A 26,717-nucleotide genomic window follows, 5' to 3' on the forward strand; every position below is an offset into this window, starting at 1 on the left:
TGAGTTGTATGATCTCCGCCCGCGTGACGGGGCTCGATATGACTAGTCCTCACCAGGCCTGCTATCCTCGGGGCCGCGATGAGCGAGAAGAAAATCCGGCCCGAGGACGACGGCCGAGACTTTGCCAGCGCCGCTTGGTCGATTCCCAGTTATCTCCTCTCCGGGATGATTCTGTACGGCGGTGCGGGCTGGTTGCTGTCCAAATGGACTGGTGTGGTCGCCTTCACCCCGATCGGATTGATTCTCGGAGTCACTCTCGCCGTCTACCTGGTCTACCGGAAGTACGGTCGCTAGCCCTCGGCGGCGGTCGCTTCGCTGACGAAGCCATTTCGATCCACTACCACGCTGAAGGGAACGCCGCGTGAGCACGCTGACGCTCCTCGCTTCCGGGGACGACAAGTTCACGCCTCCGGGCCTCGAACTCTTCAACTCCCCCCCGATCATTCAGGGCGTCGCCTGGTTCACGAAGCCGGTGCTGCTGGCGATCCTGAGCACGCTCATCGTCGTCGCCTTCTGCTGGTCGGCCTTCGCCAACCCCAAGTTGGTGCCCCGGGGCGTCCAGAACGTCGCCGAGATGGGCTACATGTTCGTCCGCGACCAGGTCGCCCGGCCGTTCCTCGGTAAGGACGCCGACCGGTGGATGGGCCTGCTGCTCAGCATCTTCTTCCTGGTCTGGATCTGGAACCTGATGGGTGTCGTGCCCCTCCTGCAGTTCCCGGTGGCCTCACACATCGCCTTCCCGATCGTGCTGGCGGTCAGTATCTACCTCCTCAAGATCTACCTGGGCATCAAGCATCAGGGTCCGATCGGCTTCTTCAAGAACATGATGTTCCCGCCGGGGCTGCCCAAGCCGATCTACGTGCTGCTGGCCCCGATCGAGTTCCTCTCGAACATGATCATCGCGCCCTTCACCCACGCGGTGCGACTGTTCGCCAACATGTTCGCCGGCCACATCATTCTCGCGTTCTTCAGTCTGGTCGGCTTCTGGTTCCTTTTTGAGAAGCTCACACCGCTGGGCGCCCCGCTCGGCGTGGTCGGTGTCGTCATGACCATCGCCATGACCGGCTTCGAGATGTTCATCCAGTTCCTGCAAGCGTTCCTCTTCTCGATGCTCGCCGCGATGTACATCGGCAACTCGCTCCACGCCGAGCACTAAGACCACCCTCGAATAGTCCAGACCGGTGGGACGTCCCACCGGCCGACCGTAAAGGAATACAGGAATGTCCGTCCTCGCTGAGGTCACCGGCTCCCTCAACGCTCTCGGCTCGATCGGTTACGGTCTTGCCGCCATCGGCCCCGGCATCGGTGTCGGCATCATCTTCGGTCAGGGTGTGCAGGCCATCGCCCGCCAGCCTGAGGCCTACGGCCTGATCCGCCAGAACATGCTGCTCGGCTTCGTTCTGACCGAGGCCCTCGCCCTGATCGGCCTCGTCGCGCCGTTCATGTTCCGCTAAGACGCAACAGACCTGACGGAAGGCTGCACCAATGATTCAGGCAGCTTCACTCTTGGCGGAGGGGGGAAACCCTCTCCTCCCACACACCTACGAGCTTGTCGTCGGCATCTTCTCGTTCGCTGTCGTCGTCATCGTCGTCGGTAGGATCCTCACCCCGCGCATCCAGAAGACCCTGGTCGAGCGGACCGAGGCCATCGAAGGCGGAATCCAGAAGGCGCAGGACGCCCAGGCCGAGGCCCAGGCGCTGCTCAAGCAGTACAAGGACCAGCTCGCCGAGGCTCGTCACGAGGCTTCCCGCCTGCGTGAGGAGGCTCGCGAGCAGGGTGCGCAGATCAAGGTCGAGCTCCGTGAGGAGGCGCAGGCCGAGGCCCGGCGCCTCATCGAGGCCGCGCACGCCCAGATCGAGGCGGACCGCCAGCAGGCGTTCGCCCAGCTGCGCTCCGAGATCGGTCGCCTCTCGACCGACCTGGCCGGCCGCATCGTCGGTGAGTCCCTTGAGGACGAGGCGCGCCAGCGCCGCACCGTCGACCGGTTCCTTGAGGAGCTCGAGTCGAGCAGCGCGGCGGTCCGCTGATGCTGAGAGGTCTGAGCAGGGCTTCGCTGGCCGGGGTCGAAGAGCGCTTCAACGCCGTGGCGGGAAGCGCTGACCTCGGCTCGCTGGCCGACGAGCTCTTCGCGGTCGCCGACCTGTTCGACCGCGAGCACGGGCTCCGCCGCAACCTGTCCGACCCGGCCCGCCCGGCGGCCCAGAAGGCGCAAGCCGTACAGGTCCTGCTGGAGGGCAAGGTCAGCAACGCCGCACTGGAGACGGCCCTCGCGGCCGTGTCCGCGAAGTGGGCACGCTCGGGTGACCTGGCCGACGTGATCGAGCGTCTCGGCGTCATCGCCGCCGCGGCCGAGGCCGAGGCGCAGGGCAAGCTCGACGACGTCGAGGACGAGCTGTTCCGGTTCGGGCGGATCGTCGCCTCGAACCTGGAGCTGCACCGGACTCTGACCGGCGTCGGCGCGCCCGCGCAGGCCAAGCGGGAGCTGCTCGGCTCCCTGCTCGCCGGCAAGGTCGCCCCCGCCACCCTCCGCCTGGTCACGCAGCTCGTGGTACATCCGCGAGGACGTAGCCTGGACAGAGGACTGGAAGAGTTCGGCAGCCTGGTCGCTGCCCAGCGGCAGCGCCTCGTCGCGGTGGTGCGCAGTGCGGTCGAGCTCTCCGAGGAGCAGAAGCGACGTCTCGCCACGTGGCTGCGCACCTCGTATGGCCGAGACGTTCATCTGAACGTCGAGGTGGATCCGCGAGTGCTCGGAGGGTTCTCGGTCCGTATCGGGGACGATCTCATCGACACCACCATCGCGGGACGAATCGAAGAAGTCCGCCGCCGGTTGGCCGGCTAGGCGAATAGGGAGACTGAAGAGAGATGGCGGAGCTTACGATCCGGCCGGACGAGATCCGGGACGCGCTTGAGCGCTTCGTCCAGGCGTACGAGCCGGAAGGCGCCGCGCGCGAGGAGATCGGGACCGTCGTCGACTGCGGCGACGGTATCGCCCATGTCTCCGGCCTTCCCTCGGCGATGGCGAACGAGCTGCTTGAGTTCGAGGACGGCACGCGTGGCCTGGCACTGAACCTGGACGTCCGGGAGATCGGTGTCGTTGTTCTGGGCGACTTCAGCAAGATCGAGGAGGGCCAGTCGGTCCGCCGGACGGGCGAGGTCCTGTCCGTGCCGGTCGGCGACGCCTTCCTCGGCCGTGTGGTCGACCCGCTGGGTGTTCCGATGGACGGCAAGGGCGCCATCGAGTCCGAGGGCCTGCGTGCCCTTGAGCTCCAGGCCCCGTCCGTGGTCCAGCGCCAGCCGGTGAAGGAGCCGCTGCAGACCGGTCTCAAGGCGGTTGACGCCATGACGCCGATCGGCCGTGGCCAGCGCCAGCTGATCATCGGTGACCGTGGCACCGGCAAGACCGCCATCGCCGTGGACACCATCCTCAACCAGCGGGAGAACTGGCTCTCCGGCGACCCCGACAAGCAGGTCCGCTGCGTCTACGTCGCGGTCGGCCAGAAGGGTTCCACGATCGCCCAGGTCAAGGGCCGCCTCGAGGAGGCGGGCGCGATGGAGTACACCACCATCGTCGCCGCTCCGGCGTCCGACCCGGCCGGTTACAAGTACCTCGCCCCCTACACCGGTTCGGCCATCGGCCAGCACTGGATGTACCAGGGCAAGCACGTTCTCATCGTTTTCGACGACCTCACCAAGCAGGCCGACGCCTACCGCGCCGTCTCGCTGCTGCTGCGCCGCCCGCCGGGCCGTGAGGCGTTCCCCGGCGACGTCTTCTACTTGCACTCCCGTCTGCTGGAGCGCTGCGCGAAGCTCTCCAAGGACATGGGCTCGGGCTCGATGACCGGTCTGCCGATCATCGAGACGAAGGGTAACGACGTCTCCGCGTTCATCCCGACCAACGTCATCTCCATCACCGACGGCCAGTGCTTCCTTGAGACCGACCTGTTCAACTCGGGTGTGCGTCCGGCCATCAACGTCGGTGTCTCCGTCTCCCGAGTCGGTGGCTCGGCGCAGGTCAAGGCGATGAGGAAGGTCGCCGGCACGCTGCGCCTGTCGCTGTCGCAGTTCCGTGACCTGGAGGCCTTCGCCTCCTTCGCCTCCGACCTGGACGCGGCCTCCCGTGCTCAGCTGGAGCGCGGCCAGCGCCTGGTCGAGCTGCTCAAGCAGGCCCAGTACAGCCCGCTCCCGGTTGAGAAGCAGGTCGTTTCGGTCTGGGCCGGCACCACCGGCGAGCTCGACGACGTCCCGGTCGAGGACATCCGCCGGTTCGAGGCGGACTTCCTGGACTACCTGTCGCGCGAGAACAAGGGCGTCTTCGACAGCATCCGTGAGACCAAGGACCTGTCGGACGACACGGTGACGACCCTCAAGGACGCCATCACCGAGTTCAAGAAGACCTTCGAGACCGCCTCGGGTGAGCTGCTGATCCGCGACGAGCCGGTCGCGGCCCTCGGGGCCGACGCGGTCGGCCAGGAGAAGATCACCAAGCGCGTCCGCGCGGTTGAGAAGAAGTAGCCGATGGGTGCCCAGCTAAGACTGCTGCGGCGGCGGATCAAGTCGGTCAGATCCACGGCGAAGATCACGCGCGCCCAGGAGCTCATTGCTTCGTCGCGCATCGTGAAGGCTCAGCTGCGGATGCAGGCGGCCGTGCCGTACGAGCACGAGATCACTCGTGCCGTCACCGGTGTCGTCAGCAACACCGCCAGCGTCGACCACCCGCTGACCGTGGCGAAGGAGCAGGCCACCAAGGCGGCCGTGCTCATCGTCACCAGCGACCGCGGGTTCTGCGGCGGCTTCAACGCGAACATCCTGCGTGAGGCCGAAGCGCTCAGCAACCTGCTGAAGAGCAAGGGCATCACGCCCACGCCCTTCGTGGTGGGTCGCAAGGGCATCACCTGGCACACTTTCCGTGGCCGCGAGATGGGCGGGCAGTGGTCGGGATTCTCCGACAACCCCTCCTACACCAACGCCAAGGAGATCGCGGACACGCTGATCCAGGCGTTCTCGGCCGAAGACGGCGTGGACGAGATCCACATCGTCTCCACCGGGTTCGTGTCCATGCTCACGCAAGAGGTCATGGTCAAGCGCATCCTGCCGCTGGAGGTCGAGGAGACCGCCGAGGTTTCGGACACGCCGCTGCCGTACTTCGAGTTCGAGCCCACCGCGGGCGACGTGCTCGACAGCCTGCTGCCGCGCTATGTGGAGTCGCGTATCTTCAGCGCGCTGCTCCAGTCCGCGGCCTCGGAGCACGCCTCGCGTCGCCGGGCCATGAAGTCGGCGACCGACAACGCCAACGAGCTGATCCGTGTGTTCACCATGCAGATGAACCAGGCTCGCCAGGCCGAGATCACCCAGGAAATCAGCGAGATCGTCGGTGGCGCGAACGCGCTGGCTGACGCCGCAGCGGGGAAAGAGTGAAATGACTGCACAGACTGTTGAGACCGGCGTGGGCCGCGTCGCGCGGGTCACCGGTCCCGTCGTCGACGTGGAGTTCCCCGTCGAGGCGATGCCCGATATCTACAACGCCCTCAAGGTCGAGGTCGCCCTTGGCGGGGAGACCAAGACCCTGACCCTGGAGGTCGCCCAGCACCTGGGTGACAACCTGGTCCGAGCCATCTCCATGCAGCCCACCGACGGCCTCACCCGTGGTGCCGCGGTGTCCGACACCGGCGCGGCCATCTCGGTGCCGGTCGGCGACGTCGTCAAGGGCCACGTCTGGAACACGCTCGGCGAGTCCCTGGACGTGCCGACCGCGTCGCTCAAGGTCGAGGAGCGCTGGGGCATCCACCGCCCGTCGCCCTCCTTCGACACCCTTGAGTCGCGCACCGAGATGCTGCCCACCGGCATCAAGGTCATCGACCTGCTCACCCCGTACGTGAAGGGTGGAAAGATCGGTCTGTTCGGTGGCGCCGGTGTCGGCAAGACCGTTCTGATCCAGGAGATGATCCGCCGAGTCGCGCTGAAGTTCTCGGGCACCTCGGTGTTCGCGGGCGTCGGCGAGCGTACCCGTGAGGGTAACGACCTCTGGCTGGAGATGGACGAGGCCGGCGTCCTCAAGGACACCGCGCTCGTCTTCGGCCAGATGGACGAGCCCCCGGGCACGCGTCTGCGCGTCGCGCTCTCCGCCCTCACCATGGCGGAGTACTTCCGTGACGTGCAGAAGCAGGACGTGCTTCTGTTCATCGACAACATCTTCCGGTTCACCCAGGCCGGTTCCGAGGTCTCCACCCTGCTCGGCCGTATGCCGTCCGCGGTGGGTTACCAGCCGACCCTGGCCGACGAGATGGGTGTCCTCCAGGAGCGCATCACCTCGACCCGCGGTCACTCGATCACCTCGATGCAGGCGATCTACGTCCCCGCGGACGACATCACCGACCCGGCCCCGCACAACGCGTTCGCGCACCTCGACGCGCAGACCGTTCTGTCCCGGCCGATCTCGGAGAAGGGCATCTACCCCGCGGTGGACCCGCTCGACTCCACCTCGCGGATCCTCGACCCGCTGATCATCGGCGAGGAGCACTACCGCGTGGCCCAGGAGACCAAGCGGATCCTGCAGAAGTACAAGGAACTGCAGGACATCATCGCGATCCTCGGTATCGACGAGCTCTCCGAAGAGGACAAGGTCACCGTCAACCGGGCCCGTCGTATCGAGCGCTTCCTCTCCCACCCGATGTACGCCGCTGAGGCGTTCACCGGTCAGCCGGGTGAGTTCGTGCCGCTGGACGAGACGATCGCCTCGTTCAAGGGTCTGTGCGCCGGTGAGTACGACCACCTGCCCGAGCAGGCGTTCTTCATGGTCGGTGGCATCGAGCAGGCCATCGCCAAGGCCAAGGACCTCGCCCGCTAGTCGCCTTCGGCACCGGTACGGCGCGAGCCGTACCGGTGCCTGGTTCGAAAGGAACTGGAGAGAACGTGGCGAAGCTGCGAGTAGGCGTCGTCTCGCCGGAGCGTGAGATCTGGTCCGGCGAGGCCGACATGGTGATTGCCAAGACCATCGACGGCGAGATCGGTATCATGCCTAAGCATGCGCCCGTGCTCGGTGTTCTCGTCGAGGGCGGCGTGCTGACGGTCAAGCGTGGAGACGGTGAGAGCGACCTCATCGCCGCGGTCCACGGCGGGTTCCTCTCGGTGGCCGACGACGAGGTGTCGATCCTGGCCGAGATGGCCGAGCTCGGCTCCGAGGTGGACGTCGCCGCGGCCAGGGACGCGCTTCAGCGTGCGCAGGCCTCGATCGAGGCCAACCAGGAGGACGCGGACGCCGCTGTCGAGGCCAAGCGTGCCAGGGCCCGGTTGCGAGCGGCCGGCGAAGAAGTCGGATAAATTCTGCTTCTGAGCGGTACGGCTTTTTTGGGGGCGGCAGACGTGGTGCTGGACGTACTCATCGTAGTGGCGCTGCTTGTCGCCCTCCTTGCCTCCCGAGTGCTGATCCTGAGCCGCTTCCGCGGCTCGGTGCTGTGTTGTCTGCGCCCGATGTCGGGAGAGCGAGGCTGGCGGGTCGGGGTAGCCCGTTACGCCGACGGCCAGCTCAACTGGATTCCACTTGTAGGTCTGCTCCCAAGGCCGCGCCACGTGATCGTGAGGCGCGGCCTTGTGGTTTCCGGGCGCCGTAAGGTCGGGTCCGGCGAGTTCTACGGCTTCATCGAGGGTGTGACGGCGCTGGAGTGCCGGAACGGGCAGAGCGCGTTCGAGCTCGCCATGGGATACCGCGCCCTGACCGGCTTCGTCGCCTGGCTGGAGTCCGCCCCGCCCGGCGCCTACCTCGACGTCGCCTGACCTTCCCCGGCGGACCCCGCCTCCGGTTCGGCTCTCCGCGCGCCCCCGTCGGTCCCTGGCCGGCGGCGACGGGCGAGCCGTACGAGGAGGGGGGTCTGCGTGAACGCCGGGATCAGCGGGTGCCGCCGGGCTTCCAGAGGATCTCGTCGCCCTTGGCGGCGATCCGGCAGAGGATGAACATCAGATCGCTCAGCCGGTTGAGGTATTTGGCGGTCAGCGGGTTGACGTCGTCGTGGGCCTCCAGAGCCGACCAGGTGGTCCGCTCGGCCCGCCGGGCCACCGTCCTGGCGACATGGAGCTGGGCGACGGCCGGGGTACCGCCGGGGAGGATGAAGCTGCGCAGCGGCTTGAGCCGTCCGTTGAACTCGTCGCAGCGTGCCTCCAGCCATTCGATGTAGGAGGGTTCGACCCGCAACGGCGGGAACTCGGGGTTCTCCGTGACAGGGGTGCACAGGTCGGCGCCGACGTCGAACAGCTCGTTCTGGATCCGGACGAGGACCGCCGCGATGTCCTCGTCGAGGGAGCCTGTGGCCAGGGCCACGCCGATCGCCGCATTGGCCTCCTCAACGTCCGCGTAGGCGGCCAGCCGGGGGTCGGTCTTGCGGGTGCGGCTCATGTCTCCGAGCGCGGTCGTACCGTCGTCACCGGTCCGTGTGTAGATCTTGGAGAGCACTACCGGCTTGTCCCTGTCAGCTCGCGTCATGCGGCCCAGCGTAGCGGGCAAAAATTCTTCGGTTTATCGCGGTATCGGACAATATGATCTATCGATGGTTTCTGGTTCGTACCTGCGATTCCCCCACATCTCCCGCGAGACCCTCACCTTCGTCGCCGACGACGACGTCTGGGCGGCCCCCGCGGACGGCGGCCGAGCCTGGCGCCTCTCCTCCGACCGGGCGCCCGCCGGTCATCCCCGACTCTCCCCCGACGCCACAGAGGTCGCCTGGACCAGCGTCCGCGACGGCGCTCCCGAGGTGTTCCTGGCCGACCTGGAGTCCGGTTCCACCGAGCGGCTGACCCACTGGGGCAACCACCGGACCCGCACGCGTGGCTGGACGCCGGATGGCAGGGTGCTCGCGATCAGCGCGACCGGCCAGCCGTTCGCCGCGCGGACCTGGGCCTATGCGCTCGGTGACGGCCAGGCCGAGCAGCTGCCCTACGGCCCGGTGACCGACCTGGCGGTCACCGGGGAGGCGGTGGCGTTGCTCACCGCCTCCCTCTCCCGTGACCCGGCGACCTGGAAGCGCTACCGGGGCGGTACGGCGGGGCGTCTCTGGGTCCAGCGGGCCGGGGGTGACTTCACCCGGCTCCTGGCGGATGTGAAGGGCCACTTCGCCAATCCGATGCTCGTCGGCGGACGCCTGGTCTTCCTCTCCGACCACGAAGGTATCGGCAATCTCTACTCCTGCGCCCTGGACGGCACCGGCCTGAGCCGGCACACCGACCACGACGTCTTCTACGCCCGGCACGCCACCACCGACGGGACCCGGATCGTCTACCAGAACGCCGGTGACCTCTACCTGCTGGACGGCCTGGACGCCGAGGCGCGCAAGCTCGACGTCAGGCTCGGTTCCCCGGTGCGGGGGCGGCAGCCGTACCAGGTCAACGCGGGGCACAGGCTGCACGACCTGGCAGTGGACGCGACCGGGCGGGCCAGCGCGGTGGAGATCCAGGGCTCGGTGCACTGGATCACCCACCGGGACGGCCCGGCGCGGCAGCTCAGCACCGGCCTGGCCGCCGGAAAGCCGCGCGTCCTCGGCCCGGACCAGGTGGTGTGGGTCTTCGACGACGGCGAACGGCAGGGATTGGAGATCAGCCCGGCCGGTGGCGGGGAGAGCCGCAGGATCGCGGCGGGTGAGCTCGGCGAGGTCGGTGACCTGGCCGTCGCGCCCGACGGGAACACGGTCGCGGTGGCCGCCAGAGACGGTCGGCTGCTCCTGACGGACGTGGCCTCCGGCGAGGTAACCGAGCTGACCCGCGCCAACGGTGAGATCGACGGGCTGGCCTGGTCGTCCGACTCCGCCTGGCTGGCCTGGTCACACCCGGACACCACGCGGCTGCGCCGGATCCGGCTGGCCCGCGTGGCGGACCGGGTCGTCACCGATGTCACCGACGGCCGGTTCGTGGACGTCTCGCCCGCGTTCGCCGGGGAGTATCTGGCGTTCCTGTCCCGGCGCGGCTTCGACCCGGTCTACGACGGGCACTCCTTCGACCTGTCCTTCCCGCTCGGCTACCGTCCCTACCTGGTGCCGCTGGCCGCGGCGACTCCGTCGCCGTTCGCGCCCAGCTCCGACGGGCGGCCCGTCGGCGAGCCCGATGACGACGACAAGAAGAAGCGCGAGGACGACGCCGCGATCACCGTCGATCTGGACGGCATCGCCGCCAGGGTCGTACAGGTACCGGTGCCCGAGGGGCGTTACTCGGAGCTCCGCGCGGTCAAGGGCGGGTTCGCCTGGCTGCGCGAGCCGCTGGCCGGAGAGCTCGGCGAGGACCGCGACAAGGTGGGGGGCGAGCCTCCCCGGCCCGCGCTGGACCGCTACGACCTGTCCAGGCGTACGCGCGAGGAAGTGGTCGACAAGCTCGACGGGTACTGGGTGAGCGGTGACGGTACCCAGCTCGTCGTCCGGGACAAGGGCACACTCACCGTCCGCCCAGTGACCGGCAAGAACGGGGGCGACGACGCGACCGTCGACCTGTCGCGGATCCGGATCACCGTCGACCCGCAGACCTACCGGCGGCACGCCTACACGCAGATGGGCCGCCGGATCCGGGCCGACTTCTGGGTCGAGGACATGGCGGACGTCGAATGGGACGCGGTGCTGGAGGAGTACCGGCCGCTGGTGGAGCGGGTCGCCACCGCCGACGACTTCGCCGACCTGCTCTGGGAGGTCGCCGGAGAGCTCGGCAGCTCGCACGCCTATGTCGACGCCGCCCCCTGGGGGCATCCCGCGTCCGACCCGGTCGGCCTGCTCGGAGCCGACCTGTCCAGGGACGGTGACGGCCGCTGGCAGGTGGACCGGGTGCTGCCCGGCGAGTCCTCCGACGTGCATGCCCGCTCGCCGCTGGCCGCGCCCGGCGTGGCGATCCAGCCGGGGGAGACGCTGCTGGCGGTCGACGGCCGTCCGGTGCCGCCGCAGGGCCCCGCGCCGCTGCTGGTCGGCGCGGTGGACAAGCCGGTCGAGCTGACCCTGGGGGGCGGGCGCAGGGTCGTCGTCACGCCGCTCGGCGACGAGCGGCGGCTGCGCTACCAGGACTGGGTGAGCGGGCGCCGGGCCCACGTCCGTGATCTCAGCGGTGGCAGGCTCGGCTACCTGCACATCCCGGACATGGTCGCCGAGGGCTGGGCGCAGTTCCACCGCGATCTGCGCAGGGAGATGACCTTCGAGGGGCTCGTCGTGGACGTCCGGGGCAACCGGGGTGGCCACACCTCCCAGCTCGTCATCGAGAAGCTGCTCCGCAGGGTCATCGCCTGGGATATGCCCAGGGGCATGGCGCCGGGCACCTATCCCGATGACGCCCCGCGCGGCCCGCTGGTCGCGGTCACCGACCAGGACGCCGGATCAGACGGGGACATCGTCACCGCCGCCTTCAAGATCTACAAACTGGGGCCGGTGGTGGGCACCCGCACCTGGGGCGGTGTCATCGGCATCGAGGGCGGCCACCGCCTGGTGGACGGGTCGCACATCACCGTCCCCCGGTACGGGTTCTGGTTCGAGGGGCTCGGCTGGGGAGTGGAGAACTACGGGGTCGACCCCGATGTCGAGCTGGACATCACTCCAGGTGACTGGGCTGCGGGCCGGGACCCGCAGATCGAGGAGGCCGTACGGCTCGCGCTGGCCGCCCTCGGCGAGCGGCCCGCGGTAACCCCGCCCGACACCGTGAGCCGTCCCTCCCGCCGCCGTCCGGCGCTGCCGCCCCGTCCGTAGAGGGATATCTGTCGTCCGGCGGACCTGAACGGTCCGGAGCCCACCGGCCTCGAGGACGTGATCGAGTCCGGTGGGCTCCGGTGGATGTCACCGACCGGACCGTCGCCATTCACGTCGTTCCGCAAAAGGTTGGTTCTGAACCGTATTTTTTCCCTGCGGTGGGGCACGGTAGGTCAGGGGTGGGGCACGGTAGGTCAGGGTGGAAGAGTGCATGAGAAGGGAGGCAGGCGGAATGCGCGTCACTGGAAAACCCGGAGCCCAGGTGGTCAGTGTCGGCAACCGGCTCGACGTGGGTACCGTCGCCGGGGTGCGTCCGCGGTTGCACCGAGCTGTCGACTCCGGCAGTGGCTACCTGATCGTGGACCTTTCCGGGCTGGAGATGATCGACGCCACCGGTCTCGGGGTCCTGGTGGGCACGCATCGTCGCGCGCTGGCCGCTGAACGTCGCCTCGTCCTGCGTGGGGTACCGCCGCGGGTCATGCGCGTGCTGGCCGTGACCCGGCTCAACAAGGTGCTCACCGTCGAGTCTCCCGTGGCCGCGGTTGCCTGACCCTCTCCGCCCGGCGACGTTCAGGTCAGGAAGGACCGGTGGAAGATGTGTACGGCGGTGCTGATCAGTTGATCGATCTCGGGAGGGTCGTCGACCAGCACCCACTCGATGAGCAGTTCCTGGATCGCCCCGATCACGCCCACCGTCAGCAGGTGCGGGTTGGCCTTGGTGGCCTCCGGCAGGTCGGAGACGTTGGTCTCGACGATCCGGGTGAACGCCGCCAGGGCCTGCTGCCGCGACCTGGTGAGGCAGTCACCCGCCCGGCGCACCTCCAGGTGCATGATCCGGGCGCGTCGCCTGTCCTCGGTGACGAAGCCGATGTATCCGGCGATGCCCGCCTCGATCCGGCCGGCCGGCGTGTCCGGGGCCTGTTCCAGGGAGTTCGACACCGACAGCAGCGTCTCCCGCACGCACCTGTCGTGCACCGCCTGCAGTAGCTCGTTACGGCCGGAGAAGCACTCGTAGAAGGCCCGATTGGAGATACGGGCCAGGGTGCACAGCTTCTCGATCGTGGTCTCTGGAAAACCCACGTCGGCGTATAGCGTGTATGCCGCAGAGATCAGGCGTTCCCGGCGCTCTGCCAGCCGCTCCTCCGCTGACATTCCTCTGTAAAATCGCTTATTCATGTCAAGCCCCCGCTGTCGATATGGACTTGACAAATGCTCGCTTTATCACTTCCACCTCATGATCCTGGCCCCCAGAATCCACCATTATGGGTGCAAGATCCTTTTTGCGGAAGAGTAAGTGTGCAACCGCTTCCATCATCCATGCAAGGAGGTGACAAGCCTGACTGGTCGGTCAAGTTCCCCGATGTGCGGGTGGGCGGGTCAGCGGTTGTTCCTTCCGCCTACCGGGTGATGAATCCTCGGTCCAGAGCCGTGGTCACGGCGGAGGTGCGGTCGGAGACGCCGAGCTTGCCGAAGATACGGAGCAGATGGGTCTTGACCGTGGTCTCGCGTCAGAACAGGGTGTCGTTGCGCTCGATGCCCCGTAGCCTGTCGTAGTCGAGGATGACGCAGTCGATGCCGCGGTCGCCGGCGAGCACGCGGGCCTGCGGCTTGATCTCCTGGGCGGCGAAGATACCCTTCACCGGGGCGAGGAGCGGGTCGCGGTTGAGGAGCTCCAGATAGCGGGTGAGCTGCTCGACACCGTCGATGTCACCCCGGCGCTTGAGCTCCACGGCCACGGTCGCCCCCGTGTGGTCGCGGCAGAGGATGTCCACCGGGCCGATCGCCGTCATGTATTCGCGGCGGACCAGCGTCCAGCCCGCGCCCAGCGTGGTGATGTGCTCGGCCAGCAACTCCTGCAGGTGCGCCTCGACGCCGTCCTTGATCAGGCCGGGGTCGACGCCCAGTTCGTGGCTGGAGTCGTGGAGGATCTCCTCCATGGTGAGGACGAGCTTCTCGCCGGTCTTGCCGTGGGTCACCGTCCAGGTGCCCTCCTCCTCGCGGAGCTTGCACGGCGGGTTCATCCAGTTCAGCGGCTTGAAAGCCCGGTCGTCAGCATGGATGGAGACGCTGCTGTCAGCCTTGATCAGGATGAGCCGAGGCGCCATCGGAAGGTGGGCGGTGAGCTTTCCGACGTAATCCACGCTGCACCGCGCGATGACCAGACGCATGCTCAGACCCTACCGGCCGGACGGGGCCCGGATCTCCAGGACCGGTCCGGCCACTGGGTTCCTTCGGTGAGGTGTCTCAGCATGGAGACGTAGTCCTGAAACGCCCGTCGTCCCTCGTCGGTGAGGATCAGCCAGGTCCGGGGGGCGTTTGCCCACGGACGCCTTCTCCACTCTGACGTAACCGGCCTCCTCCAGGGTGATGATGCGCTTGGAGAGCAGGGAGTCGCTGACCTCGATCGTTCAAGTGGCTTCCTCCTGCTCATGTCCGGTAGAGGGTCATAGGCGCGGTACCCTCCATTTTTTGGCCCTTTTTGGGCAGCAGGTTCCCTCGGGGAGACTGTTTCGGTGTCGGAACGGGCGATCGCCGGACCGGCCGGGATTTGGCGGGGCGATGCGGGTGCGGTGGGGAGAGCGATGACAGGCGCTTTTGAGATGGCCGGAGTGGTCGAGCTCGGCACGGCCGGGGTGCGAAGCATCCGCGACCAGCCATGAGCCCCCGTAAATCCCGCCGGCTGGACCCCTTCGCCCGCGGAGGTGGCCGTGGAGCCTCCTCCCGCCCCGTGGGGCAGTCCGTTCCCGGTATCGACCAGGTGGAGGAGTGGCCCGACGGCGACTGGCACGTGCGCCGGGTCACCGGGGCCGGAGCCGACAAGGTCTACCGGTGTCCCGGCTGCGACCAGGAGATCAGATCGGGCCTGCCGCACCTGGTGAGCTGGCCCGCCTGGGCAGGCGGGGAGGACGAGCGCAGGCACTGGCACACGGCGTGCTGGCGCAACCGTGTCAGGCGCGGTCCCGGCCGGACCCGATACTGAGGACGGTCGCCCCGCGCTTCTCGGACCCCCGGTCCACCGGTGCGGGGCCACGGACTGGGAACGATCGTACGGCGCCGACCCCCGGACCTCCGGTCCACCGGCGCCCGGTCATGAGACGGAGTGGAGAATTCATGGAGATCCGGGCCTCCACGGTGCTGCCCGCGCGCAGGGAACCGATCGAGCTGCACACCGGTGACGGGCTGACCCTCGTCGGTGAGCTGGCTCTTCCGATGGACAGGCCCCCGGTGGCCACACTGATCTGCCTGCATCCGCTGCCCACGCACGGCGGCATGATGGACAGCCACGTCTACAAGAAGATGGCCAACCGGCTGCCCGCGCTGGCGGATCTGGCCGTGCTGCGCTTCAACACCCGGGGCACCACCTCCGACCGGGGCACCTCCCAGGGCGCCTTCGGTGAGGGAGAGGAGGAACGCCTCGACGTCGCCGCCGCACTGGAGTACGCCGACTTCCACGACCTGCCCCGATCCTGGCTGGTCGGCTGGTCCTTCGGCACCGAGCTCGCCCTCAAGTGGGGTCACGATCCGCTGGTTGAGGGCGCCGTCCTGCTCTCCCCGCCGCTGCACCGGGCCACCGACGCCGACCTCGACGCGTGGGCGGAGTTCGGCCGGCCGTTGACCGCGCTGGTCCCCGAGTTCGACGACTACCTCCAGCCGGAGGAGGCCCGCGAGCGGTTCGCCCGGGTGCCTCAGGCCGAGGTCGTCGGGGTGGACGGCGCCAAGCACCTGTGGGTCGGTGAGCCGTACGTGCGGATCGTCCTCAACGAGATCGTCCGGCGGGTCAACCCGGCGGCCCATCCCCTCTCCACGGAGATCCCCGGCTCGTAGGCTTTCGGACGCCATCACAGACCGGTGTGAGTCGGGGGGTGCCAGATCGGAGGTCCGCGATTACGGTTGACTGCGTGCACCTGTACACGCGATCGGCCGGGGAGGGACTTCCCGTCGTCCTCCTCCACGCGTTCCCCCTGTCATCGGCCATGTGGCTGGCCCAGCGCGAGACTCTGGGCACTGTCTGCAAGGTCATCACCCCCGACCTGCGCGGCTTCGGCGGCTCGGTGCTCGGGGACGACGAACCCTCCCTTGACGTGATGGCAGACGACGTCGTGCGCCTGCTCGATCACGAGGGCGTCGACCGGGCCGTCGTCGGCGGCCTGTCGATGGGCGGCTACGTGACGATGGCCCTGTGCCGCCGCCACCCCGACCGGGTGCTGGGAGTGGTCCTCGCCGACACCAAGGCGAGCGCAGACCCCGAGGCGGCCAGGGCGAACCGGGAGCGCATCGCCGCCGCCGTGCTCGACAGGGGTACCTCGGTCCTCGTGGAGGAGACGCTTCCGACGCTGGTGGGGGCGACCACCGTGCAGCGCAGGGCGATGGTGTTCGGCCGGGTGCGCGGGCTGGTCCAGTCGGCCCCGCCGAAGGCCGTGGCCTGGGCCCAGCGGGCCATGGCGGGCCGCCCCGACTCCTTCGACACCCTGCGAGGGCTCAAGGTGCCCGCCCTGGTGATCGTGGGAGAGGAAGACGAGCTCACCCCGCCTGCCGACGCCGAGACGATGGTCGAGGCCGTGCCGGACGGCCGGCTGACCGTGATCGGGAGGGCGGGTCACCTGAGTGCGATCGAACAGCCCGAGGCGTTCAACCGCGCGGTGGCCGGCTTCATAGACGAGCTTGCCGGGGGATCACCACCTCGCGGATGATCAGCGCGATCGCCGCGGCCACCGGGATGGCCAGCAGTGCTCCGACGATGCCGAGCAGCGCGCCGCCGAACAGTGCGGCGATCACGGTGACCGCCGGGGCCACGTCCACCGAGCGTTTCATCACGCGCGGATAGATCAGGTAGTTCTCGATCTGCTGGTAGAGCAGGGAGATGATGGCACAGGCGATACCGAGCGTCCCCGACTGGAGCAGTGCCACCCCGCTCACCAGCACCGAGCCGATCGTCGCGCCGACCAGCGGGATCAGGTCGGTGACCGCCACCACCAGGGCGAGTGCCAGTGCGTACTCGACGCCCAGGACGGCGAGGAATCCCCAGGTGACCACACCGGCGATTACCGAGATCAGCAGGTTGCCGGCCACGTAGCCGCCGATGCCGCTGATGATCTCGTCGCCGAGCGCCTGGGCCCGCTCCCTGCGGCTGCTGGGCACGAGCCTGAACAGGTAGTCCTTGATCGAGGGCAGTGAGCCGAGGAAGTACAGCGTCAGGACCAGCAGCGTGACGCCGGAGAAGAACGCGTCGAACACCACCGCGCCCGCACCGACCAGCCCTCCCGCCACGGTCTCGGCGAGGCCGCCACTGGTGATGTAGACGCCGATCCTGGTCAGGATCTGGTAGTCGCTGTCCAGTTCCTTCAGGGTGGGGTTGGCGAGCAGTTCCTGGACGTAGCCGGGGACCGCGCTGACGAACGAGGCCGTCTCCTGGCTCACCGGCGGGACGATCGCCAGCCCGAAGAGCACGAAGAACAGGATCACCGCGCCGAAGACGATCGAGATCGCCCCGCGGCGGGCCAGCCCGCGCCGCTGCAGTGCCTCGACAGCCGGGTTCAGTCCGAGGGCGAGGAACATCGCCACCACGACCAGCACGATCACGCTGCGCGAGGTGACCAGGGCCTGGGCGAGGGCCCACGCGGTCAGTAGGCCCATTCCGGCGGTCAGGCCGACGAGGAAGGGGTTCTTGGCCAGTGGCTTGCCCGGCCGGCCGTACGGTGCCGCCTGCTCCTGGGGTGCCTCCGAGGCGGGGACGGGGCCGCCCACGGCCTCAGCCCGAAGAGCCTCGGCCGGGAGAGCCTCGGGGGAGGCTCCGGGGTCCGGGGCGGACGTCGTGAGAGCGTCGGCTGTCCGGGAGGCTTCAGGCACGGCTGCTCCTGGCTCTGGGGAACGCGAAACCGCGCTCCGGGGGTGCGGTGAGGGGGAGGCTCCGGAGGTGCGTGAGTGGGAGGGGAGGGCGGAAGACAGAGGGAGCCTGGCGACCGTCAAGGTCGCCAGGCTCTCACGTAGCCGTTGTCAACGCCCCAAGGCAACGGCGCCTACTCCTGCCACCACTCCGAGTCGTCGTCCTTCGCCTCGGCCTTGACAGGGGCCGGGGTCGGCGCGGAGGCCGGCTTCTCGCTGCCGTTGGCGGCCGGAATGGCCGGCTTGACGGGAGCCGCGGAGATGGCCGAATCCGGCTCGGCGGTCGGGAGCGGCGCGCCACCGAGCAGCTGGCGCAGCTGCGCGAGGTGGCTGGTGATGCTGTCGCGCTGGCGGGTCAGCTCGTCGACCTGGCGCTGGGCGACGGAACGGCTCCGCTCGGACTCGGTCTTGGCGTCGGAGACGATCGACTCGGCGCTCGACTTCGCCTCGGCGACGAGCTGGTCGGCGTTCTTACGCGCGTTGGCGAGCAACTGCTTGGCGTGCGTGTCGGCTTCGCGGCGGGTCTGCTCGGCCTGCTGGGTGGCCTTGGTGGCGCGCTGCTCGGCGGTGGCCGCGCGCTGCTCGGCCTCGGAGACCAGCTTCTGCGTGTTGGCCTGCGCGGTGGCGTGGCGCTCGGCCTCCTGGCGCTCGGCCTCCTCGCGGCGGCCGGCCAGCTGGATCTCGAACTCGGCCTCGTCCTGGGCACGCTTGGCCTCGGACTCCTCCAGGACCCGCTGGGCCTGGGCGCGCATCTCGTCGGCCTGACGCTTGGCGGTGGTGAGGATCTCGTCACGCTCGCGCTTGGTCGAGGCCCGCAGCTGGGCGACCTCGCGCTCGGTGGTGGTGCGCAGCTTGGCGATCTCGCGTTCGGCGTCCGCGCGCTTCTCGGCCACCTCGTGGTCGGCGGTGGCTCGCAGCTTGGCGACCTCGCGCTCGGTGGTGGCGGTCAGCTCGTCGGCCTCGCGACGGGCGGTCGAGCGGATCTCCTCGGCGTCACGCTCGGCGCTGGTGCGCATCTCTTCGACCTCGCGCGTGGCGAGGGCGCGCTTCTCGGCCGCCTCGTTCTCGGCGGCGGCCCGCAGGTCGGCGGCATCGACCTTGGACGCGGCCTTGATCTCGTTCGCCTCGGAGCGTGCGGCCTGGACCAGTTCGGTGGCCTGCTCCTCGGCGAGACGGAGCAGCTGCTCGATCCGCGCGCCAAGGCCCGAGTAGGTCGGACGCTCCTGCTCCTGCAGCTGGCGCTGGGAGTCGGACAGATCCCGCTGCAGGCTCTGAACCTGCTCCCGGGCCTGGCGCAGTTCGTTGTCGACCTGCTTCAGATGATCATGGACCTGGTGCCGGTCAAAGCCACGGAGCACCACGTCGAATTCCCGAGCGGGGGCGTCTTCAAAGAAGTTGTTGAGCTGGGCGTCGATGTCGGACTGCATGGAGGCTCGATCCTGGGTTGTCGAGACGGCTACACGGGCCGGACGGGGGATTTCGGACATCCGAGGCGGGAGCCGTGGCGGGATCCACGTCCGGTGGTAGGCCAGCGTACTCCGGTGTTGCCGTGTTGGAGGTCCCCTCGGACTTTCTGCGCGACTTGTTACGTATGAACCCTTCTTGCGTTTGACAGGAGGCTTGATCAGTGCTTCTGGGCCTGCACGAGTTCGGTCAGCATTCCCCCCACGTCCTTGGGATGCAGAAAGGCGATGGAGGAGCCCATTGAGCCGTGCCGGGGCTTCTCGTCCAGGAGCCTGACGCCCTTGTCTCCAATCTCCCGCATGGCCTCGGCGACGTCAGGCACGCCGAACGCGACATGGTGAACCCCCTCCCCGCGCTTGGCGAGGAACTTGCCGACCGGCGTGTCGGGACCGAGCGGTTCGAGGAGCTGGATATAGGAGCCGCCACCGTTGCCGTCGGCGATGTGCAGCATCGCCTCCTTGACGCCCTGCGCCTCGTTGACCTCGCGTGCCACCACCGTGAGCTCGAAGGTCTGCTCGAAGAGCGCGATTTTCTCCTCAAGGTTGTGGCAGGCGATTCCCACATGGTCGATACGCATGAACATAGTGCTGCCCTCCATGGCGATCGCTTAAGTGCTCATGGGTATGGTGGCAAAGTCATCCCCAGTCCCGTCAGGGAGGCCCCCTCTTATGTCTGGTTCGGTCATTGTCTCCGGAGCCCGTACTCCTATCGGCCGGTTGCTCGGCTCGCTTTCCGGCCTGTCGGCCGTCGAGCTCGGCGGCCTCGCCATCAAGGCGGCGCTGGAGCGTTCCGGTGTGGCCCCCGGAGCCGTGCAATATGTGATCATGGGCCAGGTGCTCCAGGCCGGAGCGGGTCAGATACCTTCCCGCCAGGCTGCGGTCAAGGCCGGGATCCCGATGAGCGTGCCGTCATTGACGATCAACAAGGTCTGCCTGTCCGGACTGGACGCCATCGCCCTGGCCGATCAGCTCATCAGGGCGGGCGAGTTCGACATCGTGGTCGCGGGCGGCATGGAGTCCATGTCTAACGCCCCGCACCTGCTGCCCGGCCTGCGCAGGGGAGTGAAGTACGGCGGTGCCGACATCCTGGACTCGATGGCCTTCGACGGCCTGACTGACGTCTACGACCAGGTGTCCATGGGGGAGTCCACCGAGCGGCACAACGCGCGTCTGGGCCTGACCCGCGAGGAGCAGGACGCGTTCTCCGCCCGCTCCCATGAGCTCGCCGCCGCCGCGATCAAGAACGGCGTGTTCGACGACGAGATCGTTCCGGTGTCGCTCCCGCAGCGCAAGGGCGATCCGGTGATCTTCTCCGCCGACGAGGGCGTGCGCGCGGACACCACCGTCGAGACCCTGGGGCGGTTGCGGCCGGCCTTCAGCAAGGACGGCACCATCACCGCCGGCTCCGCCTCGCAGATCTCCGACGGCGCCTGCGCGGTGGTTGTGATGTCCAAGGCCAAGGCCGAGGAACTGGGCCTCGAGTGGCTGGCGGAGATCGGCGCGCACGGCAACGTGGCCGGGCCCGACAACTCGCTCCAGTCCCAGCCCGCCAACGCGATCAAGCACGCCCTCGGCAAGCAGGGGCTCTCGGCCGACGACCTCGATCTGCTGGAGATCAACGAGGCCTTCGCCCAGGTCGTCCTCCAGTCGGTCAAGGAGCTCGGCGTCCCGCTCGACAAGGTCAACGTCAACGGTGGCGGCATCGCCGTCGGCCACCCGATCGGTGCCTCCGGCGCCCGCATCGTGCTCACCCTCGCCCACGAGCTCAGGCGCCGGGGTGGTGGGCTCGGTGCCGCGGGCCTGTGCGGCGGCGGCGGCCAGGGCGACGCCCTGATCATCCGCGTCCCCTCGGCCTGACCATGGGAGACTCCGGCATCGCCGACCGGGAAGGGCGCTCTCCGGCTGCGGAGATCTCCGAGGTGGCCGGGTCGGACGGGCGATCCCCGGCCGCGGAGGTCTCCGACCTGGTGGCGCGGGCGCGGAGCGGGCAGCCCCGCGCCGTGGCCAGGCTGATCTCCATGGTGGAGAACGGTTCGCCCCTGCTCAGGGAGATCACGGCGAGGCTCTGCGCGGACCGGCCGTCCCGGGCCCGGGTCATCGGGCTCACCGGCTCTCCCGGGGTGGGCAAGTCCACCTCCACCGGGATGCTGGTCCGGGCGTTCCGCAAGCGGGGCATGAAGGTCGGCGTGCTCGCGGTGGACCCGTCCTCGCCGTTCACCGGCGGGGCGCTGCTCGGCGACCGGGTGCGCATGCAGGACCACGCCACCGACCCGGAGGTGTTCATCCGGTCGATGGCCAGCCGCGGCCACCTGGGCGGCCTGTCCTGGGCCACGCCCCAGGCACTGCGCGTCCTGGACGCCGCCGGGTGCGAGGTCATCCTCGTCGAGACCGTCGGGGTCGGCCAGGCCGAGGTGGACATCGCCTCGCTGGCCGACACCACCATCGTGCTGCTCGCCCCGGGCATGGGGGACGGCATCCAGGCGGCCAAGGCGGGCATCCTCGAGATCGCCGACGTGTTCGTGGTGAACAAGGCCGACCGCGACGGCGCCCAGGCGACCGTCCGTGAGCTCCGTAACATGCTCGCTCTGGTTGAGCGGCCCTGGCGGCCGCCGATCGTGCCGACCGTGGCCTACCGGGGTGAGGGCGCCGATGAGGTGGTCGACGCCCTCGACGCGCACCTGGCCTACCTGGAGAAGTCGGGCGAGCTCGCCCGGCGGCGCCACGTCAGGGCCCGTGACGAGATCGAGGCCATCGCTCTGGCGGCCCTCCGCTCGCGCTTCGCGGACCTCCACGGTGACCAGCGCCTCGACGTCCTCGCCACCCGCGTCCTGGAGGCCGGTCTCGACCCCTACGGGGCCGCTGACGAGCTCCTGGCCGCCATCGGGTGATCAGGGCTCGTCGGCGAACCTGACGGTGACCTTCTCGAAGCCCAGGGTGCCCAGCATGCCCTGCACCATGGCCTTGGTGTTCTGGTCGGCGCGGTTACGCAGGTCGCCGGCCTGGGCGGCTTCGGCGATCTTCTTCTCGGCCAGCACGTAGAGCTCCTGCTGGTCGGAGGGGGAGGAGGACAGGAAGTCCTCGACCCTGTCCAGCAGGCCACGCTGCTGGGCGTAGACGTAGGAGCGCCTGTTGTCGAGGTTGGGCTTCTCCAACTGGGCGCGCGGCAGCCTCACCGTCACCTCCCTGTGGTCCGGCGAGACGGTCAGGGCGCCGGTGGTGAGGCCGCCGAAGTCGACGTAGGCGTCGACCCCGCCCGCGCCGACGAAGAGCGTCCGGCTCCCTTTGACGGCGTCCGGCAGGAAGGCGGCGTCCTTCTCCAGGTCCACGATGACCTGGAAGTCGCCGGTGGCCGCCTCGAAGCGGCTGAGGTTGTGGATGGACTGCAGCAGCGCGGGCTGACTGCGGTCGACCGTGGTCTCGCCGAACGGGTTCAGCCACGACCAGGTCAGGCGGGCGCCCACGACGAGAAGGATCACGACGACGAGCAGCCCGGCGAGGAAGCGCCAGCGGCGCCTGCGAGGCGCGGAGGGAGCCTCGGGCGGTGCTTCTGGGGGTGCTTTCACAGCGGTCCCCTTCCCCCGGTGGCCGCTTTCTCACGCCGAGCCTGCGCCGATCCTGTCAGCCCCGGTGCCGTGCCTCTCTCCTCGGTTTCTCGGCGGGGGCGTCCCCGGGGCTGTACGGCGCGACCGAGGGGAGGGGAGGCACGGCGGCGGGTGCCTGGTAGGGCGGGTTGACCTGCGGGTACGGCGCGATCTGGCCGGCCTGCCCTGGCTGCCCGGCCTGCCCGGCCTGCACTGTCTGTCCGGTATCTCCGACCTGTCCGGCGAAGTAAGTGCTCTGTAGCCGGCATCCGGCGAAATCGGAGTAGTGCTGCCGGAGCCACTCCCGCCGCTGGGCGTCGGTGAGGCCGGAGAACCACGCGGCGGCGTACTCGTGCTCGGGGAGCGGGCCGCTGGGCAGCGGCTTGCCGAGCAACCACGCGACAACGATGTCCCGGTATCCGCGCGCCGGGGTGTCCGTACATTCCTGGGCCAGGTTCTCGACGAACTCGTCGGCCACCTCGTCGGCGAATCCGGTGGCCAGGTCGTCCACGTGGATCGGGGCCGCACCGGCGGGGAGGGCGACGTCCCCGTTCCGGGGATGTTGCTCCAGCCGGGAGAACTCGCCGGGCGTCCCCGCCAGCCGAGAAGCGATCTTGACGAACGCGGAGCCGAGTTCGGGCAGGCCGGTGCGCATCCCCGGATGCACACAGACCATGATCGGCCATTCCTGGCAGCTGTAGACCACCCGCTGGGCGGAGATGGTCTTCGGCTCGCTGAGCAGCCGGGCCACCCCGGTCCCGGCGGCCAGTACGGCGAGCAGAGCGGCGGCCAGCACGAGCGCCTGCCGCGTCACCACCGCGGCCCACCCGAGCAGCAGCGCGGCGCTGACGCCCAGCAGCCACAGCGTCTGGTTGGTCAGGGCCGCGGCGCTGAGCCCCCGGAACGGGTCGTACGGCTCCCGCGTGGCGGGGGCGAGCCGGTCGGCCCAGGTGGCTCCCTGGACCAGCCAGGTGAACAGGCCGTAGCAGCCGAGGCCGGCGAACATCGGCGTGATCGTCCACGGCAGCAGCCAGCCGGTCACCCAGCCGATGGCGACGTACAGCGCCAGCCCGGCCATGCCCATCACCAGCCCGCTGGGCAGCAGCCGGCCCGCCTGCTCGGTGAGCATGGTCCTGACCGCCATGACCAGCAGCGTCGCGGTGAAGGAGCCGCCGACCACCACGAGGATGGCCAGTGGCGCGCGTACCGCCTGCCAGGTGGTCAGCGACTGCCTGCCGGTCCCGCGCCGTCTGCGCACCGCCACCCAGGCCGCGAACGCCGCGGCCACCGGGCCGGTGAGCCGTAGCGAGCCGATCACCGCGACGATGATGTTCTCCCACGCGGATACACCCGGAATAAGGACGCTCCACGCCGCGAACACACCAAGCACGAGCAGGACGGCGACCGCCACCAATGCGCTCTGCTGGAGTTCCTCGCGTGAAACGCCCCTGCGCTCACGCACCGGCACGCGTGGAACGGATCCACGCCGTGTCGGCCGATCGGCAGTCCGTGCGGCGTCTGAACGCCATTGAGTTGTCGGTCATCAAGCACCCCCCGTGCCGTGAATGCGGTAGCCGGTCCCCTCGGCGACCGATCCGGTCTGCATCCCCCGCAGGCCGGACTGAGTCCGCGTGGCCATTTGGCAACGCCCTCACCATTCGATGTGGGAACCATAACTGAGCGTGATGTTTGGTGCCCAGGTTCTTGGTGAAACCGTCAGTCCGGTGACTCTACGTATATGGGCGAATCGGGATGAGGTCGCGCTACCGTGTCCCTGTGGCTACAGGTCAGCTGAATCTGCCGTTCGACCCCATCGAGCGCGCCGCGGAGACGTGGCGCGTTCACTTCGGACCGTCCTCGGCCATGGCCGCCGTCACGTCGATCATGAGAGCGCACCAGATCCTGCTCTCGCAACTGGACACGCTACTCAAACCACATGACTTGACCTTTGCCCGGTACGAGGCGCTGGTTTTGCTGACCTTCAGCAAGACGGGGGCATTGCCGCTGTCCAGGATCGGCGAGCGTCTGATGGTGCACCCCACGAGCGTGACGAACACCGTCAACCGGCTGGAGCGGGCCGGGCTGGTCCGCCGCCTGCGCAACCCCCGGGACGGGCGCGGGGTGCTGGCGGAGATCACCGAGCGGGGCCGAGGGGTCGTGAGTCAGGCGACCGCCGATCTGATGGGCGCCGGCTTCGCCATGAGCATGTACGGCGAGGCGGAGCTGGAGCAGCTGTTCGGCCTGCTCCGGACACTGCGGGTGGAGGCGGGGGATTTCGAGGGCTGATCCGGTCTGGCCGGACCGGTCCGGGGTTGCGCTGGCCAATAATTACTAGGACATCCTAGTATTTTCCTAAGGCCACAAGCCAGGCAGAAGCCGCAAGCCGTACAAGGGAGTTGGCGATGAACGCCGAGGACATCGAGGCGGGACGGGCGCGCTGGCAGGCGCGGTTCGACGGGGCAGCCAAGCGGGAGGCCGAGTTCCGGACGCTCTCCGGCCTCGACGTGGAGCCGGTCTACGGGCCGGGTGGCGACGACCCGCGCATGGAGCGCATCGGCTGGCCGGGAGAGTACCCCTTCACCCGTGGCCTGCACCCCACCGGTTACCGGGGCAAGGCGTGGACCATCCGGCAGTTCGCCGGGTTCGGCAACGCCCGGCAGACCAACGAGCGCTACAAGATGATCCTCGGCGCGGGCGGCGGCGGGCTGAGCGTGGCCTTCGACATGCCGACGCTGATGGGCCGCGACTCCGACGACCCGCGTTCGCTTGGCGAGGTGGGTCACTGCGGAGTGGCGATCGACTCCGCGCTGGACATGGACATGCTCTTCGACGGTATCCCGCTCGGTGACATCACCACCTCGATGACGATCAGCGGCCCGGCCATCCCGATCTTCTGTATGTACGTCGTCGCCGCCGAGCGGCAGGGGGTGCCGGTCGGCAAGCTCAACGGGACGCTCCAGACCGACATCTTCAAGGAGTACATCGCGCAGAAGGAGTGGCTGTTCGCCCCCGAGCCGCACCTGCGGCTGATCGGCGACCTCATGGAGTTCTGCGCCGCCGAAATCCCCGCCTACAAGCCGCTCAGCGTCTCCGGCTACCACATCCGCGAGGCCGGCTCCACGGCCGCACAGGAACTGGCCTTCACCCTGGCCGACGGGTTCGGCTACGTGGAGCTCGGTCTGGCGCGCGGGCTGGACATCGACGTTTTCGCCCCCGGCCTGTCGTTCTTCTTCGACGCGCACATCGACTTCTTCGAGGAGATCGCCAAGTTCCGGGCGGCGCGCCGGATCTGGGCGCGGTGGCTGCGCGACGTCTACGGGGCCAGGACCGACAAGGCCCAGTGGCTGCGCTTCCACACCCAGACGGCGGGCGTCTCGCTGACCGCGCAGCAGCCGTACAACAACGTGGTGCGCACCGCGGTCGAGGCGCTCGCGGCCGTGCTGGGTGGCACCAACTCGCTGCACACCAACGCCCTGGACGAGGTCCTGGCGCTGCCCTCGGAGAAAGCCGCCGAGATCGCGCTACGCACCCAGCAGGTGATCATGGAGGAGACCGAGGTCGTCAACGTCGCCGACCCGCTGGGCGGATCCTGGTACGTCGAGGCGCTGACCGACCGGCTCGAAGCCGAGGCGGAGGCGATTTTCGCGAAGATCCGGGACATGGGGCACGACGGGTCGATGACCTCGGGGATCCTGCGCGGCATCGAGGACGGCTGGTTCATGTCCGAGATCGCCGAGGCGGCCTTCGACTACCAGCGCAAGCTGGAGAAGGGGGACAAGCGGATCGTCGGGGTCAACTGTCACACGGCCTCCATCGACGAGCCGCTGGAGATCCTGCGCGTCAGCCACGAGGTCGAGCGCGAGCAGAACCGCGTCCTCGCCGCCCGCCGCGCCGGCCGCGACCAGGGGGCCGTGGACGCCGCGCTGGCCACGATGGCGCAGGTCGCCAGAGGCGAGGGCAACCTGATCCCGCCCATGCTCGACGCGGTGCGCGCCGAGGCCACGCTGGGTGAGATCTGCGACGCGCTCCGCGCCGAATGGGGTGTCTACACCGAGCCCGCCCGCTTCTAGCGGTGGCGAGTCGGCGCAGTAATCGG

General features: G+C 68.8%; 28 protein-coding genes and 1 pseudogene. 19 read left to right on the top strand and 10 right to left on the bottom strand.

Going from position 1 to position 26,717, the window contains the following annotated elements; translation table 11 throughout:
- The first annotated feature begins 78 nt into the window (after positions 1-78).
- From ACIN94_RS16600 to ACIN94_RS16645, 10 genes are all read left to right on the top strand, one after another.
- Positions 79-294 (top strand): hypothetical protein, encoded by a 216-nt coding sequence (locus ACIN94_RS16600; RefSeq protein ID WP_400706159.1) that lies wholly within the window; start codon positions 79-81, stop codon positions 292-294.
- 67 nt (positions 295-361) lie between these two features.
- Positions 362-1,156: a F0F1 ATP synthase subunit A gene (atpB, locus tag ACIN94_RS16605; RefSeq protein WP_400706162.1), complete on the top strand. Its 795-nt coding sequence runs from the start codon at positions 362-364 to the stop codon at positions 1,154-1,156.
- A gap of 64 nt (positions 1,157-1,220) precedes the next feature.
- On the top strand, positions 1,221-1,454 hold the full coding sequence (gene atpE / locus ACIN94_RS16610) for an ATP synthase F0 subunit C (protein ID WP_012888402.1): 234 nt from the start codon (positions 1,221-1,223) through the stop codon (positions 1,452-1,454).
- 31 nt (positions 1,455-1,485) lie between these two features.
- Positions 1,486-2,028 carry a F0F1 ATP synthase subunit B gene (locus ACIN94_RS16615; RefSeq protein ID WP_400706166.1) on the top strand — a complete coding sequence of 181 codons (543 nt, stop codon included), beginning with the start codon at positions 1,486-1,488 and terminating at the stop codon, positions 2,026-2,028.
- Positions 2,028-2,840, top strand: coding sequence for a F0F1 ATP synthase subunit delta (locus tag ACIN94_RS16620; RefSeq protein ID WP_400706169.1), 813 nt, complete (start codon positions 2,028-2,030; stop codon positions 2,838-2,840). The genes ACIN94_RS16615 and ACIN94_RS16620 overlap by 1 nt, the downstream gene beginning before the upstream one ends.
- A 23-nt stretch (positions 2,841-2,863) precedes the next feature.
- On the top strand, positions 2,864-4,513 hold the full coding sequence (gene atpA, locus ACIN94_RS16625) for a F0F1 ATP synthase subunit alpha (protein WP_400706172.1): 1,650 nt from the start codon (positions 2,864-2,866) through the stop codon (positions 4,511-4,513).
- 3 nt (positions 4,514-4,516) lie between these two features.
- Complete coding sequence (locus tag ACIN94_RS16630; protein ID WP_400706175.1) at positions 4,517-5,416, top strand: F0F1 ATP synthase subunit gamma; 900 nt, start codon at positions 4,517-4,519, stop codon at positions 5,414-5,416.
- Between the two features lies 1 nt (position 5,417).
- Complete coding sequence (gene atpD / locus ACIN94_RS16635; protein WP_400706178.1) at positions 5,418-6,845, top strand: F0F1 ATP synthase subunit beta; 1,428 nt, start codon at positions 5,418-5,420, stop codon at positions 6,843-6,845.
- A gap of 65 nt (positions 6,846-6,910) precedes the next feature.
- A complete protein-coding gene (locus tag ACIN94_RS16640) occupies positions 6,911-7,318 on the top strand; it encodes a F0F1 ATP synthase subunit epsilon (protein WP_400706181.1) in 408 nt (135 codons plus the stop codon).
- A 42-nt stretch (positions 7,319-7,360) separates the two neighbouring features.
- Positions 7,361-7,771 carry a DUF2550 domain-containing protein gene (locus ACIN94_RS16645; protein ID WP_400706184.1) on the top strand — a complete coding sequence of 137 codons (411 nt, stop codon included), beginning with the start codon at positions 7,361-7,363 and terminating at the stop codon, positions 7,769-7,771.
- A gap of 112 nt (positions 7,772-7,883) precedes the next feature.
- Here ACIN94_RS16645 and ACIN94_RS16650 read toward each other — a convergent pair whose 3' ends face one another.
- On the bottom strand, positions 7,884-8,474 hold the full coding sequence (locus ACIN94_RS16650; protein WP_400706187.1) for a cob(I)yrinic acid a,c-diamide adenosyltransferase: 591 nt from the start codon (positions 8,472-8,474) through the stop codon (positions 7,884-7,886).
- Between the two features lie 64 nt (positions 8,475-8,538).
- On the opposite strand from ACIN94_RS16650, the gene ACIN94_RS16655 reads away from it, so the two are divergent.
- Positions 8,539-11,694 (top strand): S41 family peptidase, encoded by a 3,156-nt coding sequence (locus ACIN94_RS16655; protein WP_400706190.1) that lies wholly within the window; start codon positions 8,539-8,541, stop codon positions 11,692-11,694.
- A 232-nt stretch (positions 11,695-11,926) separates the two neighbouring features.
- Entirely contained in the window at positions 11,927-12,244 is a 318-nt protein-coding gene (locus tag ACIN94_RS16660; RefSeq protein ID WP_400706193.1) for an STAS domain-containing protein, read from the top strand.
- A 20-nt stretch (positions 12,245-12,264) separates the two neighbouring features.
- On the opposite strand, the gene ACIN94_RS16665 is transcribed toward ACIN94_RS16660, so the two are convergent.
- The 4 genes and pseudogenes from ACIN94_RS16665 to ACIN94_RS16680 all read right to left on the bottom strand — a co-directional run bounded on the left by ACIN94_RS16665 (position 12,265) and on the right by ACIN94_RS16680 (position 14,099).
- Complete coding sequence (locus ACIN94_RS16665) at positions 12,265-12,870, bottom strand: TetR/AcrR family transcriptional regulator (protein ID WP_400706196.1); 606 nt, start codon at positions 12,868-12,870, stop codon at positions 12,265-12,267.
- A gap of 221 nt (positions 12,871-13,091) precedes the next feature.
- Positions 13,092-13,187 (bottom strand): annotated as a pseudogene (locus ACIN94_RS16670) (DNA-binding response regulator); the annotation flags it as partial.
- A gap of 15 nt (positions 13,188-13,202) precedes the next feature.
- Positions 13,203-13,862, bottom strand: coding sequence for an endonuclease NucS (nucS, locus tag ACIN94_RS16675; RefSeq protein ID WP_400706199.1), 660 nt, complete (start codon positions 13,860-13,862; stop codon positions 13,203-13,205).
- Positions 13,863-13,871: 9 nt separating this feature from the next.
- Positions 13,872-14,099: a hypothetical protein gene (locus tag ACIN94_RS16680; RefSeq protein WP_400706639.1), complete on the bottom strand. Its 228-nt coding sequence runs from the start codon at positions 14,097-14,099 to the stop codon at positions 13,872-13,874.
- Between the two features lie 323 nt (positions 14,100-14,422).
- Here ACIN94_RS16680 and ACIN94_RS16685 point away from each other — a divergent pair, with 323 nt between their 5' ends.
- The 3 genes from ACIN94_RS16685 to ACIN94_RS16695 all read left to right on the top strand — a co-directional run bounded on the left by ACIN94_RS16685 (position 14,423) and on the right by ACIN94_RS16695 (position 16,385).
- Positions 14,423-14,674, top strand: coding sequence for an ATP/GTP-binding protein (locus ACIN94_RS16685; RefSeq protein WP_400706202.1), 252 nt, complete (start codon positions 14,423-14,425; stop codon positions 14,672-14,674).
- Positions 14,675-14,805: 131 nt separating this feature from the next.
- On the top strand, positions 14,806-15,519 hold the full coding sequence (locus ACIN94_RS16690) for an alpha/beta hydrolase (RefSeq protein WP_400706205.1): 714 nt from the start codon (positions 14,806-14,808) through the stop codon (positions 15,517-15,519).
- Positions 15,520-15,593: 74 nt separating this feature from the next.
- The gene (locus ACIN94_RS16695) at positions 15,594-16,385 is read left to right on the top strand and encodes an alpha/beta fold hydrolase (RefSeq protein WP_400706208.1); all 792 of its coding nucleotides are present in this window, start codon (positions 15,594-15,596) and stop codon (positions 16,383-16,385) included.
- On the opposite strand, the gene ACIN94_RS16700 is transcribed toward ACIN94_RS16695, so the two are convergent.
- The 3 genes from ACIN94_RS16700 to mce all read right to left on the bottom strand — a co-directional run bounded on the left by ACIN94_RS16700 (position 16,345) and on the right by mce (position 19,624).
- Complete coding sequence (locus ACIN94_RS16700) at positions 16,345-17,541, bottom strand: AI-2E family transporter (protein ID WP_400706211.1); 1,197 nt, start codon at positions 17,539-17,541, stop codon at positions 16,345-16,347. The two genes, ACIN94_RS16695 and ACIN94_RS16700, sit on opposite strands and share 41 nt — an antisense overlap.
- 170 nt (positions 17,542-17,711) lie before the next feature.
- Positions 17,712-19,004, bottom strand: a complete 1,293-nt coding sequence (locus ACIN94_RS16705; protein ID WP_400706214.1) for a DivIVA domain-containing protein — start codon at positions 19,002-19,004, stop codon at positions 17,712-17,714.
- A 197-nt stretch (positions 19,005-19,201) separates the two neighbouring features.
- Positions 19,202-19,624 carry a methylmalonyl-CoA epimerase gene (mce, locus tag ACIN94_RS16710; protein WP_400706217.1) on the bottom strand — a complete coding sequence of 141 codons (423 nt, stop codon included), beginning with the start codon at positions 19,622-19,624 and terminating at the stop codon, positions 19,202-19,204.
- An 85-nt stretch (positions 19,625-19,709) separates the two neighbouring features.
- Here mce and ACIN94_RS16715 point away from each other — a divergent pair, with 85 nt between their 5' ends.
- On the top strand, positions 19,710-20,897 hold the full coding sequence (locus ACIN94_RS16715) for an acetyl-CoA C-acetyltransferase (protein ID WP_400706220.1): 1,188 nt from the start codon (positions 19,710-19,712) through the stop codon (positions 20,895-20,897).
- 2 nt (positions 20,898-20,899) lie between these two features.
- Complete coding sequence (gene meaB / locus ACIN94_RS16720; protein WP_400706223.1) at positions 20,900-21,928, top strand: methylmalonyl Co-A mutase-associated GTPase MeaB; 1,029 nt, start codon at positions 20,900-20,902, stop codon at positions 21,926-21,928.
- Here the strand turns inward: meaB and ACIN94_RS16725 are convergent, their stop codons facing one another.
- Both ACIN94_RS16725 and ACIN94_RS16730 read right to left on the bottom strand, forming a co-directional pair.
- Positions 21,929-22,603, bottom strand: coding sequence for a DUF4230 domain-containing protein (locus ACIN94_RS16725; protein WP_400706226.1), 675 nt, complete (start codon positions 22,601-22,603; stop codon positions 21,929-21,931). It lies immediately after the preceding gene.
- 55 nt (positions 22,604-22,658) lie between these two features.
- The gene (locus ACIN94_RS16730) at positions 22,659-24,089 is read right to left on the bottom strand and encodes a hypothetical protein (protein WP_400706229.1); all 1,431 of its coding nucleotides are present in this window, start codon (positions 24,087-24,089) and stop codon (positions 22,659-22,661) included.
- Between the two features lie 284 nt (positions 24,090-24,373).
- Between ACIN94_RS16730 and ACIN94_RS16735 the strand changes: the two genes are divergently transcribed.
- Entirely contained in the window at positions 24,374-24,907 is a 534-nt protein-coding gene (locus ACIN94_RS16735; protein WP_400706232.1) for a MarR family winged helix-turn-helix transcriptional regulator, read from the top strand.
- 116 nt (positions 24,908-25,023) lie between these two features.
- Positions 25,024-26,691: a methylmalonyl-CoA mutase gene (locus tag ACIN94_RS16740; protein WP_400706235.1), complete on the top strand. Its 1,668-nt coding sequence runs from the start codon at positions 25,024-25,026 to the stop codon at positions 26,689-26,691.
- The last annotated feature ends 26 nt before the right edge of the window (positions 26,692-26,717 follow it).

Source organism: Streptosporangium sp. NPDC087985 (genome assembly GCF_044741965.1).
Lineage (GTDB): Bacteria > Actinomycetota > Actinomycetes > Streptosporangiales > Streptosporangiaceae > Streptosporangium.